General features: G+C 61.0%; 19 protein-coding genes. 7 read left to right on the forward strand and 12 right to left on the reverse strand.

Going from position 1 to position 18,517, the window contains the following annotated elements:
• Nucleotides 1-52: 52 nt before the first annotated feature.
• Complete coding sequence (locus tag BLR25_RS13475) at nt 53-1,678, reverse strand: methyl-accepting chemotaxis protein (RefSeq protein ID WP_091938405.1); 1,626 nt, start codon at nt 1,676-1,678, stop codon at nt 53-55.
• Here BLR25_RS13475 and BLR25_RS13480 point away from each other — a divergent pair.
• Both BLR25_RS13480 and BLR25_RS13485 read left to right on the forward strand, forming a co-directional pair.
• The gene (locus tag BLR25_RS13480; protein ID WP_143009858.1) at nt 1,662-2,300 is read left to right on the forward strand and encodes a hypothetical protein; all 639 of its coding nucleotides are present in this window, start codon (nt 1,662-1,664) and stop codon (nt 2,298-2,300) included. The genes BLR25_RS13475 and BLR25_RS13480 overlap by 17 nt on opposite strands.
• Nucleotides 2,301-2,578: 278 nt before the next feature.
• A complete protein-coding gene (locus tag BLR25_RS13485) occupies nt 2,579-3,007 on the forward strand; it encodes a flagellar basal body-associated FliL family protein (RefSeq protein WP_091938407.1) in 429 nt (142 codons plus the stop codon).
• A gap of 64 nt (nt 3,008-3,071) precedes the next feature.
• On the opposite strand, the gene BLR25_RS13490 is transcribed toward BLR25_RS13485, so the two are convergent.
• On the reverse strand, nt 3,072-3,683 hold the full coding sequence (locus BLR25_RS13490) for a TetR/AcrR family transcriptional regulator (RefSeq protein ID WP_091938408.1): 612 nt from the start codon (nt 3,681-3,683) through the stop codon (nt 3,072-3,074).
• A 106-nt stretch (nt 3,684-3,789) separates the two neighbouring features.
• Here BLR25_RS13490 and BLR25_RS13495 point away from each other — a divergent pair, with 106 nt between their 5' ends.
• The 5 genes from BLR25_RS13495 (at nt 3,790) to BLR25_RS13515 (ending at nt 9,075) form a co-directional block, all read left to right on the forward strand.
• Nucleotides 3,790-5,238: an efflux transporter outer membrane subunit gene (locus BLR25_RS13495; RefSeq protein ID WP_091938409.1), complete on the forward strand. Its 1,449-nt coding sequence runs from the start codon at nt 3,790-3,792 to the stop codon at nt 5,236-5,238.
• A gap of 18 nt (nt 5,239-5,256) precedes the next feature.
• On the forward strand, nt 5,257-6,378 hold the full coding sequence (locus tag BLR25_RS13500) for an HlyD family secretion protein (protein ID WP_091938410.1): 1,122 nt from the start codon (nt 5,257-5,259) through the stop codon (nt 6,376-6,378).
• A 14-nt stretch (nt 6,379-6,392) separates the two neighbouring features.
• Nucleotides 6,393-7,946, forward strand: coding sequence for a DHA2 family efflux MFS transporter permease subunit (locus BLR25_RS13505; protein ID WP_218122743.1), 1,554 nt, complete (start codon nt 6,393-6,395; stop codon nt 7,944-7,946).
• 33 nt (nt 7,947-7,979) lie between these two features.
• Nucleotides 7,980-8,471 (forward strand): universal stress protein, encoded by a 492-nt coding sequence (locus BLR25_RS13510; protein WP_091938411.1) that lies wholly within the window; start codon nt 7,980-7,982, stop codon nt 8,469-8,471.
• Between the two features lie 196 nt (nt 8,472-8,667).
• Nucleotides 8,668-9,075, forward strand: a complete 408-nt coding sequence (locus tag BLR25_RS13515; protein WP_091938412.1) for a bacteriohemerythrin — start codon at nt 8,668-8,670, stop codon at nt 9,073-9,075.
• A 118-nt stretch (nt 9,076-9,193) separates the two neighbouring features.
• Here BLR25_RS13515 and BLR25_RS13520 read toward each other — a convergent pair whose 3' ends face one another.
• The 10 genes from BLR25_RS13520 to BLR25_RS13565 all read right to left on the reverse strand — a co-directional run bounded on the left by BLR25_RS13520 (nt 9,194) and on the right by BLR25_RS13565 (nt 18,431).
• Nucleotides 9,194-9,688: a Dps family protein gene (locus BLR25_RS13520; RefSeq protein ID WP_091938413.1), complete on the reverse strand. Its 495-nt coding sequence runs from the start codon at nt 9,686-9,688 to the stop codon at nt 9,194-9,196.
• A gap of 81 nt (nt 9,689-9,769) precedes the next feature.
• Nucleotides 9,770-9,910: a hypothetical protein gene (locus tag BLR25_RS21300; protein ID WP_176785889.1), complete on the reverse strand. Its 141-nt coding sequence runs from the start codon at nt 9,908-9,910 to the stop codon at nt 9,770-9,772.
• Between the two features lie 242 nt (nt 9,911-10,152).
• A complete protein-coding gene (rpiB, locus tag BLR25_RS13530; protein ID WP_091938415.1) occupies nt 10,153-10,644 on the reverse strand; it encodes a ribose 5-phosphate isomerase B in 492 nt (163 codons plus the stop codon).
• A 61-nt stretch (nt 10,645-10,705) separates the two neighbouring features.
• Nucleotides 10,706-12,106 (reverse strand): L-fucose/L-arabinose isomerase family protein, encoded by a 1,401-nt coding sequence (locus tag BLR25_RS13535; RefSeq protein ID WP_091938416.1) that lies wholly within the window; start codon nt 12,104-12,106, stop codon nt 10,706-10,708.
• A 58-nt stretch (nt 12,107-12,164) separates the two neighbouring features.
• A complete protein-coding gene (locus BLR25_RS13540; RefSeq protein ID WP_091938417.1) occupies nt 12,165-12,827 on the reverse strand; it encodes an aspartate/glutamate racemase family protein in 663 nt (220 codons plus the stop codon).
• A complete protein-coding gene (locus BLR25_RS13545; protein WP_091938418.1) occupies nt 12,824-13,861 on the reverse strand; it encodes an NAD-dependent epimerase/dehydratase family protein in 1,038 nt (345 codons plus the stop codon). Before BLR25_RS13545 ends, BLR25_RS13540 begins: the two co-directional genes overlap by 4 nt.
• Before the next feature lie 9 nt (nt 13,862-13,870).
• Nucleotides 13,871-14,764: an NAD(P)-dependent oxidoreductase gene (locus BLR25_RS13550; protein WP_091938419.1), complete on the reverse strand. Its 894-nt coding sequence runs from the start codon at nt 14,762-14,764 to the stop codon at nt 13,871-13,873.
• A 78-nt stretch (nt 14,765-14,842) separates the two neighbouring features.
• A complete protein-coding gene (gene yjfF, locus BLR25_RS13555) occupies nt 14,843-15,844 on the reverse strand; it encodes a galactofuranose ABC transporter, permease protein YjfF (RefSeq protein WP_091938420.1) in 1,002 nt (333 codons plus the stop codon).
• Nucleotides 15,841-16,911 carry an ABC transporter permease gene (locus BLR25_RS13560; RefSeq protein ID WP_091938421.1) on the reverse strand — a complete coding sequence of 357 codons (1,071 nt, stop codon included), beginning with the start codon at nt 16,909-16,911 and terminating at the stop codon, nt 15,841-15,843. The genes yjfF and BLR25_RS13560 overlap by 4 nt, the downstream gene beginning before the upstream one ends.
• Nucleotides 16,911-18,431: a sugar ABC transporter ATP-binding protein gene (locus BLR25_RS13565; protein WP_091938422.1), complete on the reverse strand. Its 1,521-nt coding sequence runs from the start codon at nt 18,429-18,431 to the stop codon at nt 16,911-16,913. The genes BLR25_RS13560 and BLR25_RS13565 overlap by 1 nt, the downstream gene beginning before the upstream one ends.
• Between the last annotated feature and the right edge of the window lie 86 nt (nt 18,432-18,517).

Here is an 18,517-nt window from a genome sequence, read left to right on the forward strand (position 1 = left end):
CGGTCGTTCCCAGGATAGGGACATCGGCGGCCACGAGATCTTCCTTTTCAGCTCATAGACGATAGGCGGCGACGATCCGCCGCATTTCCGAGGCCACCTGATCGAGATCGCCGGCCACCTGCGCACTGTTCTCCGCGGCGGCGTTGCTCTCCTCCGACATCTGCGCAACCCGCTCGACCTGCTGCGCGATTCCGGTCATCGCACTGGCCTGCTCGCGAATCGCCGTCGAAATCTCCTCGACCATCTCGACCGTGGCGCGACTGCCGGCACCGATCCTCTGGATGGCGTCGCTCGCCTTCTGCGCCGATTCGACGCCGTTGCTCACCTCGCCGACGATCTGCTGCATGCTGACGACGGCGTCGGTGGCGCCCGTCCGCATCGCTGCGATCGTCGCGGCGATTTCATGCGTCGAACTCGCCGTGCGCTCCGCCAGTTGGCGCACCTCGTCGGCAACGACGGCAAACCCTCGGCCCTGCTCGCCGGCCCGCGCCGCTTCGATCGCCGCGTTCAGCGCGAGCAGGTTGGTCTGGTCTGCGACCTCCTTGATGACCGCCACGACGCTGGCGATCTGCTGTCCATGCTGTTCGAGTTCGCGGATCTTCTCTGCGGCAGAGCGAACGGTCGCCGAAATATTGTGGATGTCATTGACCGTGGCGCCAATGATCGCCTCGCCCGAAGCGGCCAGGCGGCCCGACTCGGCGGAGAGACGATCGCTCTCCTGCGCCTGGTTGCCGACATGGCTGATGCTGACCGTCATCTCTTCGACGGTCGCCGCCATCGTCGACGCCGCTTCGCTTTGATGCTGCGAGGCGATGGCCACTTGCTTCGACGTCGTCGCCAGTTCACCGGCCGAATGCGCGACATGTTCGGTGCGCGTCATGATCGTCTTGAGGCTGTCCTGGAGCTTGCCGAGCAATCGATTGAGCGCTTCCCCGGCAATTCCGATTTCGTCCTTGCGCGCAATCTCGACGCGTTGTGTGAAGTCCAGTGTCGACTCGACCAGCGCGACGCGATCGCGGATATGGTTGAGCGAGCCACGGATAATCGAATACATGACGAATCCGATACCGCCGACGAAGAGCGCGGCAAGCGCGATCATCACGGCGATCTGCAGTTTCTTCGTGGCGACGGTCTCGCCGACCTCGTTGGCATAGCCGACCGCCATGGTGTCGTTGAAAACCACATGCTTGTCGAATCCCTGCTGCAGGTTCAGGGCGATCGGCCGCATGGTCACGCGCAACAATTCGGTCGCCTTGGCGGTGTCGTTCTGTCGCGACACTGGCCGCAGATCCCGCCAGAACAGCGCTTTGTAGGCCTGGAAATCGCGGACCTCGGCCTCGAACAGCTTCCTGTCTTCCTCATTGACCAGCAGCTTTTCGTAGGCTTTCAGATTTTCCTCGACGCGCGCTTCCAACTCCCGGCAACGTTGTTCGATCGCATCCATGTCAGCGTCGCCCGTGCTAAGCACATGGGCATACGCATTGACGCGAAAACTCTGGAACGCTGCGCGCGCAGCATTCAGCACCTTGATGCTGGCGAGACTGTCGTCGCGAATGTTGGCGATGCCGCTTTCCGCCTTGTTGGCGGCGGACAGGCCAGTTGCACCGACCATAATCAGCGCGATGATCGAACACGCAATCAGCACGATCAGGCGCAGGGAAATGGAAACGTTTTTCATTTTTTTGGGGAGCGAGTCCCGTGTAGTTGTCCGACGGAGCTGGCGGAATCTACTGCATGGAAGTACACTCGCTCAAACATTTTGTGCCCATTTTGGGCACTTCACGGAAGAACACTCCATGGCCACCCCCAAGACACCCCGATCCATCAGCCGCGACACGGCACTCGATCGGCGACGCCATGCGGAGAACGAACTGCAGTTTGCCGTGATTCTCGGGCAGTACCACGTCAGACATGCGCGGATGCTTTACACCCTTTATGACGGCGATCTTCTTCTGCCGATGATTCTCGGGGAAATCGCCTTCCGGAATGTCTCGGGCGTCATCGGCGAGCACGAGTCTTACGCGCAAGGAATCGAGGAGGAATTGGACGCTTTGCATTCGCCGGGCAGCCTCAAGCCGTGCAACGCCTCGTCGATTGCCCTATCCACGGGCATTCCCAGGGAAACGGTTCGTCGCAAGCTGGCGATTCTGGAACGGGACGGACATATCAGGAGGGAAGACGACGGCTTCGTGTTAACGAACAAACCTCGGACAAAAACCCTTCCGGAAGTCGGCTACAAGGACTTCATCGACTTCATGCACACCCACGAAAGAATCGCGAAGATTCTCTTGCGCAGCTGAACGACGCATGCGGGAACTGACCGGAATGCCGATTGCCGGGTGCTCGCCGATCGGCTGAAGCGGCTGCCGCCACGATTCCGTTCGCGTCGCCGCGTCGTGGCCTCGACAAGGCAAAAACTGCCCTTCCACGCCCCATCATGACCGCCCATTTTGGGCACTGCGACACGCCTGTTCGCGATTCCGTCTCACTATAATCAGTCGGCATCGAGGCAATCGGCGCATTGGCAACATGCCGAAAGCCTCGCCTCTTCCGAACGTGCGACGCTACCGAATCTTCCATGAGCGCGTATTGCCCCCCTCTCCGGCGTTTCATCCTGGCGCGTCTGCCGCATCTTGTCGCGTTCGTCCTGCTCGCCTGCGCCCTTCCGTCGTGGGCATCCGATAAAACGGCCGTCGTCAAACCGCCCGAACCGATGGAGTTCCTGGTCAACATCAAGAGGGACGACTATCGCAGGGGCATCTTGCGGATCGCCATCGTCCTGGAGTATGCCGACAGTCGCCTGGCCGCGCATTTCCTGCGCTTCAAGCCGAAGCTGATGCACCAGATCCTGCTCGTCCTCAGCGAACAGGCATCGGAGGTGTTGCTGTCGAACAAGGGCAAGATCGAGCTGAAGCGGCAGATCGTCAAGGAAATCAATCAGGCCTTTCGCGAGACCGAGCCGTCGGCCGTCAAGGATGCGCTGATCACGGATTTCTTCGTTCAATAATCGCTCGCCTGTCGCTGCGTGACACGCGCCGGCGGTGCAAAACCCGTGGCGCTGACGGGCGGTATCACGCGCGCGCCGCGCCGTACCCGGCCATGAAGACGTCGACGGCGCGAGCAGTAACGGCCTTGATCTGCGCGTCATCGACGTCGCCCAACTGATGGTGGAGGAAGGGCTCGAGCAATTCCGCTTCCAGCAATCCGATGAAATGCCGGGTTGCCACCAGCGGGTCGGCGCGCCGCAGACGGCCGTCCGACATGGCGCCGTCCATGAACGCCGACATCAGCGTCTGGCTGCGCAGCACGCCGCGCTCATACACGAGCCGCCCCAAGTCCGAACGCTTCGATTCGGCGATCGCCAGGTGCCGCTCGGCGCGAATGCGGGGAGAATAGATGAAGCCGAGCAGGCGCTCGCCGAAACGGCGCAGCGATGCGGCAATATCGTCGGTCGACTCGGCCAGCGCATGGTGGATGACGATGAATTCGGCCTCGGTCGATTGAAACATGACCTCGGAAAACAGTTCTTCCTTGGACGCGAAATAATTGTAGATCGTCGCCTTCGAGCCCCCGACCCGGGCGCAGATCTCGGACATCGACGTCCGCGCGAATCCCAGTTCCTGAAATGTTTTTGCCGCGACATCCAGAATCGCCTGGCGCTTCGCCTCGGTCCTCACACGCATCGCTGACACCTTTCAAAAAATGTACCGAACGGTTCAATTTTACACCGAGTCGGTTATAATCGATTCTGTACCGTAACGTTTAGTACAGTTTAGAAAGTGAGTTTGCATGAGCAAGAACAGACCTCCCCGCCGACCTGCGCCGTGTTCGCTGGCGCTGGCCCTGGCATCGATCGTCGGCCTCGCCGGCTGCGCCCAGTTGCCGTCGCTCGACCTGGCCAAGACGCTGAAACCCGCGTCCGGTTACGAAACCAGCAGCGCCTTCGCTGCCCCCGCCGCCGCCTGGCCAGCCGATCGCTGGTGGACCGCCTATGGCGACGCGCAGCTTGACGCGCTCATCGACGAGGCGCTGCGCGATTCGCCCGACATGGCGGCGGCCACGGCGCGCCTGCGCCGGGCCGAAGCCGGTGCGCAAGTCGCCGGATCGCCCCTGTTGCCACAGGTCGGCGTCAACGTGTCGGCCAGCGAGCAGAAGCAGAGTTACAACTACCTGATGCCGCGTTCGGCGCTGCCCGACGGCTGGAACGACTACGGCCAGGCGACGCTCAACCTCGGCTGGGAAATCGATTTCTGGGGCAAGCACCGGGCCGGCCTCGCCGCCGCCACCTCACAGATCGAAGCCAGCCGGGCCGAGCTGGCGCAAGCCAGGCTGAGCCTGGCCGTGGCCATCGCCACGAACTATGCCGAACTGGCCCAGCGCTTTGCCGTCCGCGACACCGCGCGCCGCTCGGTCGAGATCCGTCGCAAGACGGCGGAACTGTTCGACCAGCGTTTCGCCAATGGTCTGGAAACCCGCGGCAGCTTCAACGAGGCGAGCGCCCGGCTGGCGGTTGCCGAGGGCGAAGTGCTGGCCCTCGACGAGCAGATCGACCTGCAGCGCCACCGTCTGGCCGCGCTGCTCGGCGCCGGTCCCGACCGGGGCTTGCGCATCGAGCGCCCGACGATCCGCCTGGACGGCGCCTTCGGCCTGCCGCCGGAACTCGCCGCCGACCTGCTCGGACGCCGTCCCGACATCGTCGCCGCGCGTCTCATGGCTGAAGCCCAGGCGCGCCGCATCGAGCAGAAGAAGGCCGAGTTCTACCCCAACGTCAACCTGTCGGCGATGATCGGGTTGCAATCGCTCGGGCTCAACCAGTTGCACGATGGCGGCTCGAAATTCGGCTCGGCCGGCCCGGCGATCTCGCTGCCGATCTTTACCGGCGGCCGCTTGAGCGGCGAGTTGCGCGACGCGTCGGCCGCCTATGACGAAGCTGTCGCCACCTACGACCGCACGGTCGCCCAGGCCCTGCAGGACGTCGCCAGTGCCGGGCTGAGCCAGAAAGCGCTGAGCGCGCAGTTGCAAAAGAGCCGGACCGCCGTCGAGGCGGCCGGGGACGCGCACCGCGTCGCGCGCAACCGTTACGAAGGCGGCCTCGCCAACTATCTCGAAGTGCTGTCGGCCGAAGACCTGCTTCTCGGCAACCAGCGCGCGCTCGCCGTGCTCCAGTCCCGCGCCTTCGTGCTCGACGTCGCGCTCAAGCGCGCGCTCGGCGGCGGCTATCACATCGACTCCCTCTAATTCCACAAGGACCGCTCCATGTCTGAGAACACCCTCCAACTTTCCCCGACCTCGCGCCGCAAGACCCTGCTCGGCGCCCTCGCCGGTGGCGTCGGCCTGGTCGCCGTCGCAAGCGGTGCGTACTGGTTCTTCTACGGCGCGCATTTCGTCTCGACCGACAACGCCTATGCCGCCGTCGAGGTCGCGCAGGTGACACCGTCGGTCGGCGGCACCATCAGCGAAGTGCTGGTCACCGACACGCAAGCGGTCAAGCAGGGCGACATCCTCGTCCGCATCGACCCGACCGATGCGACGCTGGCCCTCGCCCAAGCCGAAGCTGACCTCGCCCGCGCCGTCCGCCGCGTCAAGGGCTTTGTCGCCAACGACGGCAGCCTGGCGGCGCAGATCGCCGCGCGGGAAGCCGACGAAAAGCGCGCCGCCGCCGCGCTGAGCGCCGCCGAAGCCGACTTTGAACGCGCCCGGATCGATCTCGACCGGCGCCAGGCGCTGGCAGCCTCCGGCTCGGTCTCCGGCGACGAACTGACGCGCGCGACCAATGCCTTCGCCGCGGCCCAGGCGAATCTCGACGCCAGTCGCGCCGTCGCGGCCCAGGCCAAGGCCAACCGCAGCACCGCGCTCAGCTCGCGCGAAGCCAACGCCGTCCTGATCGCCAACGCCACCGAAGAAACCAATCCGGAAGTCACCCTCGCCCGCGCCCGCCGCGACCAGGCCGCCGTCGACCTCGAACGCACCGTCGTGCGCGCCCCGGTCGACGGCATCGTCGCCAAGCGCACGGTCCAGCTCGGTCAGCGCGTGCAGGCGGGCATGCCGCTGCTGGCGGTCGTGCCGGTCCAGGAAATGCACGTCGACGCCAACTTCAAGGAGGTTCAGCTCGAAAACGTCCACCCCGGCCAGCCAGTCAAGCTGCATGCCGACCTCTACGGCGGCGGCGTCACCTACCACGGCATCGTCGAGGGCTTTTCCGGCGGCTCCGGCGCTGCCTTCTCCGCCATTCCGGCGCAGAACGCCACCGGCAACTGGATCAAGGTCGTCCAGCGTCTGCCGGTGCGCATCAAGCTCGATCCGGGCGAAATCGCCACGCATCCGCTCAAGGTCGGACTGTCGATGACGGCCGAGATCGACACCCGCAAGCTGAACTGAGCGGAGACGCCCCGATGAGCGATACGCTAGCGCTGCCCGCCCCGCGGGACACGGACGCCCCGCTGACAGGCGGCATGCTGTGGGTGGCGGCCATCATTCTCGCCGCGGCCAATTTCATCGCCGTGCTGAACATGACCATCGCCAACGTCTCGGTGCCCAACATCGCCGGCAGCCTCGGCGCGACGACGAGCCAGGGCACCTGGGTCATCACCGCCTACGCCGTCGGCGAGGCGATCACCGTGCCGCTGACCGGATGGCTCGCCGCCCGCTTCGGCTCGGTCCGCGTCTTCGTCGGATCGATGGCGCTGTTCGGGACGTTCTCGGCCATCTGCGGCCTGTCGAACTCGCTCGGACTGCTCGTCGTCGCACGGATATTCCAGGGCTTTTCCGGCGGCCCGTTGATGCCATTGTCACAAACGCTGCTGATGCGGATCTTTCCCAAGGAGAAGGCGGCAGCGGCGATCGGCCTGTGGTCGATGACGACGCTCATCGCGCCGGTCGTCGGCCCGATCCTCGGCGGCCATCTCTGCGACGACTACAGCTGGCCGTGGGTGTTCTACCTGAATGCCCCGATCGGAATGGTCTGCGCGCTCTTCGCCTGGAATCTCCTCAAGCGCTACACCGAACCGCTGGCGAAGAACCCGATCGATGCCATTGGCATCGCCCTGCTCGTCGTCTGGGTCGCGGCACTGCAACTGATGCTCGACGAAGGCAAGGATCTCGACTGGTTCGCCTCGAACAAGATCATCGCGCTGGCGGTCATTGCCGCGACCGGCTTCGCCGCCTTCCTGATCTGGGAGTCGTACGAGACGCATCCGATCGTCGACCTCAAGGTATTCCGTCACCGCGGCTTCACCGCCAGCGTCCTGACCATTACCCTGGCATTCGCCGCCTTCTTCGGCGTCAACGTGCTGACGCCGCTCTGGCTGCAGAGCTTCATGGGCTACACGGCGACGATCGCCGGACTGGCGACCGCCTGGTCCGGCGTCACCGCTGTATTTCTCGCGCCCATCGTCGCCCAGGCGGCGCATCGCAGCGACCCCCGCCGCCTGGTCTTCGTCGGTGTCGTGCTGATGGGTCTGGTAACGCTCTGGCGTTCGGTAGCGACGACCGACATGAGCTTCTGGGACGTCTCGATACCGCTGATGGTCATGGGCTTGGGCCTGCCGCTCTTTTTCGTCCCGACCACCGGGCTGGCGCTGGCCAGCGTCGACGAACACGAGATGGACTCGGCCGCCGGACTGATGAATTTCCTGCGCACGCTGTCGGGCGCCGCCGCGACGTCGGTCGTCACCACGCTCTGGTCGAACAGGATCATCACCAACCACGCCGAACTCGTCGGCCTCGCCGACGCCGACCAGAGCGTGCGCACCCTGCTCGACAGCGCCGGCAGCACGCCCGAGGCGACGCTGTCAGTGGTGGACACCATGATCACCCAGCAGAGCGTCATGTTGGCGACCAACCAGTTGATGATCGGCATCGGGCTCGCCTTCATCGTCGCCGCGAGCGTCATCTGGCTGGCGCCGAAACCGTCTCGGATGGTCGAGCCCGGCGCCGGCGGCCACTGAATGCCGCCCCACATTTCCCTAAGGAAAACAGACATGTTCAAGCATCTTCTCGTTCCCACCGACGGCTCGCCGCTCTCCTGCGACGCGGTCGAGCACGCCATCGCCTTCGCGCACGACGCCGACGCCCGCATCACCTTCTTTCACGCCGAGCAACGCCTGCCGGCGCTGTACGTCGACATGGGGGCGATCGGCGACCCGCAGATGCTGCACCGCTTTCATCAAGGCGAAGACAGCATCGCGCAGGAGATTCTCGGCGACGCCGAGCGACGCGCCACTGCCGCCGGGGTCGCGTGCGCCTCGCTGACGATGACCTGCGACGCGCCCAGCGAGGCAATCGTCGAAGCCGTCCAGCGTCAGGGGTGCGACCTGATTTTCATGGCATCGCACGGACACAGGGGCATCGGCGCGCTGCTCCTCGGCAGCGAGACGCAAAACGTGCTCGCCCACAGCCGTATTCCCGTGCTCGTATACCGACGTCCTGACGAGTTGATGTGCAGATCGGCTGACGCCACAACATCGCCCTGAAAACGGCCGGCGGCCGTGAAGGCAATTTAATCCCTCGAAGCAGGACCCGACGGCAGGCGGCCGTCGCGGCCCAGGCTGCGGCGGCCGCGCCGCGCCATGTGCGCCGATCGGCAGGCGGCATCGTGACAGGCGCACCCGTTTGGCGAGATACTGTAAGCGCATTGTCATTCCAAATACAGCCTCGGGAGCGCCTGTGATGAAAGACCTCTACATCGTCTGGAGCAAGGACAACGAAATCGGGATTCCCATCATCGACGAACAGCACCGCGTCGCCGTCGGCACGATCAACTCGCTCTTCTATTTCATGCAGATGAAGCGCGGCGTCGCTGCCCTGCGCCCGACGCTGAACGTGCTTGAGCAATACACGAAGATCCATTTCGAAACCGAGGAAGAACTGATGAAGCTGCACGGCTTTCGCGACCTCGACGCGCATCTTCTGCTGCACCGCGACCTGCAAAGCCAGGCGCATGAAATCCTGCACGAGGGCATCGTCAACAACGACGCCACGATCGTGCTGAATTTCCTCAAGGAATGGTGGCTGGATCACATCAACAAACAGGACCGGAAATTCGCCGAGCATCTCCGCCACACCGGCGTCCTGTAAGGCGCGGAGTCAAGCCTCCGTCATTTTCCCGGCGCAGCACGCGCCCATTCGCGCGGAAGGGAAAATCCATCCCGCGCGAAGCGCGCCCTTACCGCGAACACGAATCAATACCGCCCGATTACTCTTCGAGCATGCTGCGCAGCATCCAGGCCGTTTTCTCATGCACGTCGAGACGCTGCGTCAGCAGGTCCAGCGTCGGCTGGTCGTTGGCCTTGTCGGCGATCGGCAAGACGCTGCGGGCGGTACGCGCCGTCGCTTCCTGCGCCGCGACCAGCAGGCGAATCATCTCGACTGCCTTCGGCACGCCGGCGACCTCCTTGATCGACGACAGCTTCTGGAACTCCCGATAGGTACCCGGCGCCGGAAAATCGAGCGCGCGGATACGCTCGGCGATCAGGTCGAGCGCGTTCCATTGCTCCGTGTACTGCGCCATGAACATGACGTGGAGCGTATTGAACATCGGCCCCTTCACGTTCCAGTGAAAATTATGCGTCATCAGGTAAAGCGAGTAGCTGTCGGCCAGCAGCATGGACAGGCCCCGGGCGATTTCCTCGCGGTCGGCGACGCCGATGCCGATGTCAATGACGGACTTCTTCGATTTCTTCGTGGCCATGAAGGGTCTCCTTTTCAAATGCATTGGTTTGGATGAAGGGTCGCTCGATCGGGCGACGGTTTCGATCGAGCACCGGTGCGATCACGTCAGCCCGCCACCGAGGAGCACCATCGCACCGCACAGATTGATGGCGATTCCCAGTACTAGCCTCGGGGTCAGTTCACACTGGGAAAACACGTCCGAAAAACCACGTCCCAGGCGGCGCAAATCCAGCATGTTCATGACGATCTCCTCGTTGGCTTGCCTTTGATCCTCATTGTCGCGACACCCCGCGATAGCGTCCAATGATTAAAGTCTATATTTTCAATAGCCAATAACTATCGCCAAGCGACGACTGCCCGCCTTGGGGGGAAGTCACAATCAAGCCTTGATCGCGGTGTTAGAACACACCCTGAACATCTCCCTCCGATTGCCGACCGGATGAAAGTGGAGATTTCCGTCCGGCTTCTTCGGTGTTGGAAGGATCAGGGGGGCGGCGCCGAAGGATGCCAGCCCGCCGGATTGCAGAGCACTTCCTCGGCTTCGCTGATCAGCCCCAGCGATATGGCATGGCGCCCACCTTCATAGTCCGTTGACAACCATGCGTCGAGGATATCCAGCGCTTCCAATTCACCGGTGATCTTGCCGCCAAGCACCAGGATGTTGGAATCATTGTGCGCGCGCGTCATTTTGGCCATGAAAGTGCTCGTGCACAGCGATGCGCGCACTCCCCGGAACTTGTTGGCGATGATGCTCATGCCGATGCCCGTCGAACAAATCAGGATGCCGCGCGAAACCCGTCCCTCCGAAACGGCACCGGCCACCTTCTGGGCAAAATAGGGATATCGCACGATATCCGTTGAGCCGGTTCCGACATCATGGACGGGAATGCCTTTCTTCTCGAGCACATCGACGATCCTGACCTTCAGGTTAAAACCGCCATGATCGTTACCGATGAATATTTCTCCTGAATTCATCTGTCAATCCTCCTGTATTCGTTCCTGCGTCCCCATCCTCGACGTTTTCAGCAAACGCTTCTCAACTCAGGACTTCGCATTGAATGTCCTTCAGTTCGCAGAATTTCACCAATGCATCGACATAGTCGCCGTATATTCCGTGCACATGATTGCAGTCGTAGCCTTCGATCACCCGCCACGGGTCGACATAAGGCTCGAGGAAACCGTGCGGCCACACCGAGCAGGACTCCTGCAGCTTTTCTTCCGGAAACGACTTGAGGCGCCCGCGGAACAGCGTCATCTTGTATTCCCCGCCGACCCGGGTCAGCCTTCCCAAGGTCATTTCGCCCCGATCGGCGATGTATTGCACATGGCAGCCTTTTCCGCCGTACTTGGAAATGATCGGATGCAGGGATACTTTCTTCAGATTCGTTTCCGGCTTACTGCTACGGGCGGCATACCAGGTCGACATGGAACCGCAGTTGCAGAACACGAACACGCAGGCCTCTTTGTCGTAATGCCGGAAATCGAAGAACAGCGCTGGCTTGTTCGAAACGAGGTTCATGATCTGCATCGTCAGGGCGCCGTCGGCGTCCGCTTCGCACGAATAGATCACCGGTTTCTTGCTGCCGTCCCAGTCGTAAGGATCGTTAAACAGCGCGGCCGCGAGGCACTGAGTCACATAGTACTCGCTCAGATCATAGTGGCATTTCACGCCGACAAAATCGAAATGCCGCTCCTCGATCAATTCCTTGGTCGCCATATAACAGCGGATTTGCATCTTCAGCGATTCCGGCGTCAATTTGTCGCCGTCATAATGAATCGCCCGCACATTCTGGGCGAGCCACGACAGCGCCGCCTCAACCCGCTCCGGATCGACATGCTCGGCACGCCGCAGGATCTCGGACTGATCGACATGATCCGCATCGACGCCGAAAATCCGCATCCAGGCGTCCGGATTGACGGCGCCGGAAGCCATGCCGATACTCCTGCCGCCGATCAGCCCATAGACCTGTCCCTTCAGTTGCGTGACGGCGTGCGCGGCACGAAGGAATGACATCACCTTGTCGAGGGTCGTATGCTCATCGATATTGCCCCAGACCTTGTCGCACTTGAACCCGACCTGGCGAATAGCATTGGTGGCGGCTTGAAGGCCGCCGAGTCCGGGAAGCTTTCCGTTAACCGGCGCAATCGCCAGACACGGCGCCGTCACCAATGACGCGACGATCATGGCGAAATTGGGGAAAGCAAACACCGGGATGTTCAAGATCACGGCATCCGGATAATCGGCCAAACAGGCGATGGCCTCCGACTTGGCCAACGCGTTGTTCCAGACGATGCTTTCAGCCAATCGCACCTGAACCTCTCCGGTCGACTCAAGACTGGCGCGAATGCGCTCGGCCTGCTTCGCGATATACGGTTCGAGTTCGTCGTGCACTCTTTTCCGGCCATCCGAAAACGATATTACGGTCACTCTGATCATGGGCTGTACTCTCGTAGGGGGTGTGCTGCATCTATCTGTCAGGGCTTCCACAGCCCAGTCAGGACACGTTCAGAAAATCCCTGATCGCCATCACACCAAGCCGTGGACTTGAAAAAACGGGCCGGCCGGTGGCCGCGACGATCGCCTCCTGCATTCGTGCCATCGACCCCTGGGCCAGGATGATGACATCGGCCTCGCTGGCAACCTTGATCGCCGCGTCCAGCAACAGCGCATCGTGCTTCTCCGGCTGCCCATCAACGAGTGCCTCGAATGCCCCTTGTGCCATGCCTTCGATGACGCGGATCGGCTTCTGCAAATGCGCAGCAACCGAGCGAACCAGACCGAGCGTCGGAACGAGGGTGGTCGGATTGGTCATCATCACCGCAATCGATGTCCCGACACCGACCGCCTGGCGAACCATCGGCTCGTCTATTTTCAGAATCGGGACCCTGGAGAACGGCCGGATCTGATCGACGATGTCGCCCATTGAAGAACATGTGTTGAAAATGACATCGGCGCCCATGTCCTCGCAGGCGCGGTAGTACGCCGACAAGCGCCGACGGACATCGGTCGTGACGCTGTGCCCGGCCCGCATGACGTCGGCAATCAGGCTGTCGTCGAATATGTTGACCAGCCGATGCTCCGGGATGAGTTCCGCAAACAAGGCCTTGGTCGGCTCGATCAGGGATTGCGCCGTATAGACTGCTGCCACGGTTTTCATTTTGTCTCCTGAGCATTGCCTGCCGCGATCGCCGCCATCTGCGCCGAGAAAGCACCATGAAGCGCCACCAACCGATCCTCCAGGTCGTCCTTTTGCCGATCGACCTCATGCGCTTCCGACTCATACCAGTTCAGAATGGCTCTCAGTCCATCCCGTAGCGACACGTCGGCCCTGAAATCGGGAATCACGCTCCTCAGCTTCGTGTTATCGAACAGGCCCGAATGCGATTTCTCGAAATACAAATGGGTACAAAGATCGGGCGCCGCGATCCGAAGCAACTCGGAAGGCAGGTGGACGATCTCCGGCGTCCGGCCGAGCAGATGACCGAATTCGAGATACAGGTCGTTCCAAAGACAGCGTTCTTCGCTGGTGACATGGAAATCCTGGCCAAAAGTGTGGGGATTGCCGGCGATGCCGACATAGGCCTTGGCCAGATCCGGGACAAAAGTAAAACTCCATGGCGTCGTCCCATCGCCGAACATCACCAAGGGCTTGCCACGCCTGATTCGGTCGACGATCCCGTAGTTCTGGCGCAGCACGCCGATATTCATCGCCCCCGGCCCGTAGGTCAATGACGGACGAATGACGGTGATCGGCAGGTGGTCCTGCCGGATCGATTCCCACAGGACCCGTTCCATGGCGGCCTTGTGGAAGGCATAGGGAAAGCCGGGATCGTCCCAGAGCGCCTCCTGATCCTCAATCGTCGGCACACTCCGGTAGGGGCGCTTGTAGGCCGCGACACTCGAGGTCACGATCACCTGTCCGGCATTCCCCGAAAATGCACGTATCGTCGAACGCGCATCGTCGGCGGTGAAACAGATCATGTCGATCACGACGTCATAACGCGTCCGCCGCATGGCGTCTTCGAATTCGCTGCGTCGCGAACGATCTCCGACGATCCGGGAAACGGCCTGACCGAAGCCAGGATCGCGATTGCCGCGGTTGAACACGGTGACGTCATGCCTGGCGCTGACGAACTGCCGGACGATTTCCCGACTGATCACGCCTGTACCACCCAAAATCAGGACGTTCATCGCCGTGCCTCAACGCTGCTTGTCGATCACGTGTCCGCTCCATGCTTCATAGAGTTTCACCACGCTGCTCAGGTCCTCGTCTCCCCAGCCCCGTTCCAGCGCCGCACCATAAACGGCGCGGGCCGCGGTAAACACAGGGATCGGCACGCCCAGTTCGTCGGCCTGACGGGTGACCAGACGCGCATCCTTGTTCAACATGGCCAGGGAGAAAGCCGGGGAGAAATCGCGCCCGATGATTTTCGGTAACTTGGCCTCCGACACCGCGCTCTTGGCGCCGCCCTGCCCAACAATTTGCAGGAATAGCTCGGGATCGATGCCGCTCTTTGCGACGATTGAAACCGCCTCGATGAAGGACAGCAGATTGATGGCGTACATGGTGTTGTTCGCCAGTTTGGCGTAGGACCCCGCACCGCTCGCACCGAGATGGAAGGCTGCCTTGCCCATGGCCATGAAGAGCGGCTGACAGCGTTCGAACACCGCCTTATCGCCGCCAACCATGAATCCCAGTTTCCCCTCTTTGGCTTGGGGCGCGCTGCCGGTCACCGGACAGTCGAGCATGACAATGCCAAGACGTGCCACGGTTTCCGCGATCCTGATGCTGGTCGAGGGAAGAATGGTGCTGCTGTTCAATATCACCAGGCCGGGCTTCGCTCCGCTGGACAGACCGTTTTCGCCGAGTACCACCGCCTCGACATCCTCGTCGGCCGTCACCATGACGACCACCGCTTCTGCCCCCGCGGCAACGGCAGCTGGCGTTGGGCATCTCGTCGCGCCCAGCGCTTCCAGCGATTTCCCCTTGTCGGCCGAGCGTGCATAAAAACTGAGTTCATAACCGGCCTTCAGCAGGTTTTCCGCCATCGCCAAACCCATGATGCCCAATCCGACAAAACCGATCTTCTTCATTACCAGCCTCACTGAAAAATAATGTTGCGAAATGGAAGTGACAGCCCCCCCGGACGATCACTGCGGTCAAATTGCCGTCTAATCGAGAAACTCCACCGGCCGCATGACTTTTCTCGATTCCCGCTTCAGCACCAGAATTCGCTGGACGACAATGAATACGCACAACAGAAAGGCGATCGCGATACGCGTCCACCACGAATTCAAATCCCCTTGAAATGTGATGAGCGTCTGCATGATGCCCTCGATCATTACCCCGAAAACCGCGCCAATCACATAGCCGACACCGCCGGTCATGAGGGTGCCGCCGATCACCGCCGCGGCGATGGCATCCATTTCCAGGGCCATGGCATTCAGTCCATACGCAGAAAGCATATAGAAGCAGAAGACGATACCGGCCAGTCCTGAGGTGAAACCGCTCAGGGTGTAGGCCATGACTTTTGTCCTGTCGACCGGCAACCCCATCAGTCGCGCCGATTGCTCGTTGCCGCCGATGGCATAGACGGCGCGGCCAAAACGGGTGAAATGGGCGATGTAGATGTAGATCGCCAAAATCGCCAGGGCGACGAGAACGCTGGTCGAGATGACCGCACCCGGCATCAATTTGATGCGAGTGGTCGCCATTGTCATGAAGAACGGATCGGTGATTGGAACCGTATCCTGGTTGATCATGAAACACATCCCACGGGCGATGAACATCCCGCAGAGGGTTGATATGAATGGCTGGAACTTCTGGTAGGTGATTAGCCATCCCTGTATGAAACCGAAGAGCGAGCAGACGCCGAGAACCGCGAGAATGGCCAAGGCCGGATGGAAATTCAGATGCGACATCGAATACGCCACGACCATCGATGACAGCGCGATCAGCGCACCGCATGACAAATCGATTCCGCCCATGATGATGATCAGAGCCTGGCTGAGCGCCACGATGATCAGGAAGGAGTTGTCAACGAGGAGGTTCAAGACCACCTGCATCGAAAAGAAGCCGCGGTACGACACCGATCCGGCGACGAAGAGCCCGCCGAACAAGGCGATGGTGATGAGCAGCGGGATGAATTTGGAATTGATCTGCAGACTTTTCATGCTTTCGCCTCCTTCGCCTTGAGCGCCGTCGCTCCGCCCGCCGCCTTGAGCGATGTCTTGCCCATCTGCGACTGAACCAGGTAGATCACAATGACGACCAGGGCTTTGACGACCATGGTCACTTCCGGAGGAACCCCAATTGCATAAATCGTCGTGGTCAGGGTTTGCACGACCAAGGCGCCGATGACGCTGCCAATGATCGAGAATCGGCCACCGGCCATCGAATTCCCGCCGAGGACGACAGACAGGATTGCGTCGAGCTCGATGAACAATCCGGCGCTATTGGCATCGGCCGACTTGACCTCCGAAGCGATGATGATTCCGGCGATACCGGCGCATAAGCCGCTGATGGCATAACAGGCCCAGGTCACCGTCTGCACATCCAGTCCGGTGAAACGGCTCGATACCCGGTTGGAGCCGATTGACTCCAGGAAAAGACCGAACGCCGTCTTCTTGACCAGCCACATCACCAGCGCCAAGAAGGCAGCGACCAGGTAGATCGAAAATGGCAAGCCGAGGAAAAAGCCCGAGCCGATGTAGAAGAACGGTTCGTAATACACCGTAATCACGTTGCCGTTGACGATGAGTTGCGCGATGCCGCGTCCGGCCACCAACAGAATGAGGGTGCCAACCATCGCGTTGACGCCCAGCTTGGCGATCAACAGGCCATTCCATAAGCCCGATACGACCGAAGCGATCAATGCCACCAGGATGGCCACCGACATGGGATTGTGTGCCGCATATTTCGGCACGCCATCGACAAAGACCATGTCGCCGCCGATCATGATGGCAGTAATCGCGCCGGAGATTGCCAGCACCGAGCCAACGGAAATATCGATACCGCCGGAAGCGATCACCAAGGTCATGCCAATCGCCATGAACATCAGGGGCGTGGCCCGATTGACGATGTCGATCAGGCTGCCGTACAGATGCCCGTCGATGATCTCGATGTGGAAGAAGCCCTTGATATAGAAGAAATCGAAGGTCAGAAGCACGACCAGGGCAAACAGCGGCCAGAAGAGCTGTCGATCGATCAGTCGCTTGTCCAGTTTTTTCCTCGCATCCATCAGTTCAGCCCTCCAGCGATCGTCTTCATGACGTTGAGCTCGGATATCTCCTTGTTCCTCAACTCTCCGATCTTGTGCTTATCCTTGTAGACCGCCATCCGGCTACAGCAACGAACCATTTCATCGAGCTCCGAGGAAATCAGCAGAACCGCCTTGCCTTCGCCAGACAACTGCAGGACCAGCTTCTGCACTTCGGCCTTGGCGCCGATATCGATCCCCCGCGTCGGCTCGTCGAGGATCAGCAGTTCCGGATCGGTCGCCAACCAGCGCGCCAGCAACACCTTTTGCTGGTTTCCGCCGCTCAGATTGCCGACAAGCTGTTCGATGCTGGGCGTGACGATGTTCAGCAACTTGACGTATTTGTCGGCGATTTCCTCCTGCTCCTTGCGCGTCAGGAATGCCAGCAAGCCACGCTTCCCTTGTAGCGCCAGCACGATGTTTTCCCGGATCGTGAGATTGGCGACGATCCCCTCGGTCTTCCGGTTCTCGGAACAAAAGCCGAAGCCGAGTCGTATCGCATCTGCCGGTTTGCGGATCGAAACACTTTCACCGTTGACCGACACATCGCCGCTATCCGGCGCGTCGATCCCGAAGATCACCCTCGCACTTTCCGTTCGGCCCGACCCGAGCAAGCCGGCCAGGCCCATGACCTCGCCCTTGCCGATGCTGATGTCGAAGGGATTTATCGACCCGAGCTGCCCCAGCTGCGTCGCCCGGTAATACACGCCCTCGGTTTCCGCCGATGCCGTATCGCTCAAACTCTCCTTGATTCCCTTTTCGAATTCCTCGAGATCCTTGCCGATCATCTTGGCGATCAATTGCAAGCGATCCAGACTGGCCGTCTCGAATTGGCCGACCAACTGACCATTACGAAGAATGGTGATCCGGTCGGTGATCTCATAGACCTGCTCGAGAAAATGCGTGATGAATATGATGCCGATCCCCGCGCTCTTCAGCTTCCGCATGACCCGAAACAGGTTGGCGACCTCCGTCTTGTTGAGACTCGACGTCGGCTCGTCGAGGACGAGAATTTTTGCCGAGATATCGAGCGCACGGGCAATTGCCACCATTTGCTGAATGGCGACCGAATATTCATCCAGCCTCGCCGTCACGTCCAGTTTGACGTTCAGCCGCGCCAACGCTTCTGCGGATCGCCGATTGACATCGTCCCAATCGATCTTTCCGCCTCTCATCGGCTCGCGACCGACGAAAATGTTTTCTGCAACGGACAAATTCGGGCAGAGATTGACCTCCTGATAGACAGTACTGATCCCCAAGGCCGGCGCTTCCATCGGCGTCCTCGGACGAATCGGACGTCCTTCCAGGATAATTTCGCCGCTGTCGTGGATCTCGACACCGGTCAGTACCTTGATCAGCGTCGACTTGCCGGCGCCGTTTTCTCCGCAGACAGCATGAATCTCGCCATGCCGGAGTTCGAAATCAACATGATTGAGTGCCTTGACGCCCGGAAATTCCTTGCAAACCCCGAGCATTTTCAAGAGCGGATCTCGTGTCCCCATAGGGCTAGCCCTCCCGGTCTTTACTCCAACGTAAATCCATCTTCCTCGCGGCCGCGTCCCAGCCCCCCGGCCCCTGCCCTCCTCCC

The sequence above is a fragment of the Propionivibrio dicarboxylicus genome (genome assembly GCF_900099695.1).
Classification (GTDB): domain Bacteria; phylum Pseudomonadota; class Gammaproteobacteria; order Burkholderiales; family Rhodocyclaceae; genus Propionivibrio; species Propionivibrio dicarboxylicus.